Genomic DNA, 1,236 nt, shown 5'->3' on the forward strand with positions numbered 1-1,236 from the left:
TGAACTGCTCCCAGACATTGGGCCAGCGGAGGCTGGAGTTTTCCGGCTTCAGTCAGGGAGGCGGACTGGTTACGCTTCCCGGATTCATCAGTGCGATCGGGACCTTGTTGCCGATCGCACCATGTGGCCGAACCTCATTGTAATCTCTACGCCAATCCTCCATCTTTTCGCGGGCATCCGCAAGGGTCAGGAACCAATGTTGGTTCAGGCATTCTGCCCGGAAGCGGCCGTTGAATGCCTCGATGAATGCGTTATCGGTCGGTTTGCCAGGGCGTGAGAAGTCCAGTGTGACGCCTTTCGCATAGGCCCAGAGATCGAGATCGCGGGATACGAACTCGGTGCCCTGATCGACTCGGATCGTCTTGGGATAGCCGACCTGGCGGCATACCCGCTCAAGCGTTTGCACAACATCTTCACCCCGATAGCTGTGCCTTGGATCAACCACCGGGACGTAGCGTGAGAAGGTGTCCACCACGGTCAGAACGCGTAGCGTCTTGCCGGTGGCGAGCTGGTCGTGAACAAAGTCCATCGCCCAGACATCATTCGGCCCGACGGCCATTTGTCGATCCTCCCGCAGCTTGGCTTTCACCCGGCGTTTCGGTGTCTTGTTACGCAATTGCAGGCCCAAGTCCCTGTAAATGCGGTAGGTACGCTTGATATTGGCACCCCAACCCTGGCGCTCTAGCAGCACATGCACACGACGATAACCATAGCGGACACGGGTCTCGCAGATCTCACGGATACGACGCTCAAGACCGGCCTGATCGGCACGGCGGGAGATGTAGTGGTGGGTCGACCGATCGAAGTCCAGCGCCTCACAGGCACGCCGGATCGAGATCGCCCAGTCCTGGCACATGCCTTTCACCATCTCCCGCTTGCGAGCAGGCCTCAGAGCTTTCGGCGAATAACGTCCTGCAACATCTCGCGGTCCAACGTCAGATCCGCGACAATCTTCTTCAGCCGTGCATTCTCGTCCTCGAGCTGCTTCAGCTTCTTCATCTCCGGTGGCAACATGCCCGCGTATTTTTTCTTCCAGTTGAAATAGGTCGCCTGGCTGATCCCTGCCTTCCGGCAGATCTCCCCAACCGTAACGCCTTCATCACCCTGCTTTAAAATGAACGCCTTCTGTGCGTCCGAAAACTGCGATGCCTTCATCCTCTTCCGTTCCTTTCCCAGCCAGGAAAATGCACCGGAAAACTCTAGCCAAAAATGGTCCAGTTTGAAGGGGTCAGATCA

At 57.2% G+C, this 1,236-nt stretch carries 1 protein-coding gene; it reads right to left on the bottom strand.

Annotated features, from left to right (window positions below):
• Positions 1-52: 52 nt before the first annotated feature.
• Positions 53-1,155 (bottom strand): IS3 family transposase gene (locus J2858_RS24055; RefSeq protein ID WP_210107409.1). Its coding sequence is split into 2 segments (ribosomal slippage): positions 53-894 and positions 894-1,155, totalling 1,104 coding nucleotides; the frame shifts between segments, so codons are not numbered across the junction.
• Positions 1,156-1,236 lie beyond the last annotated feature (81 nt).

It is taken from the genome of Neorhizobium galegae (assembly GCF_017877135.1).
In the GTDB taxonomy this organism is placed as follows: Bacteria; Pseudomonadota; Alphaproteobacteria; order Rhizobiales; family Rhizobiaceae; genus Neorhizobium; species Neorhizobium galegae_A.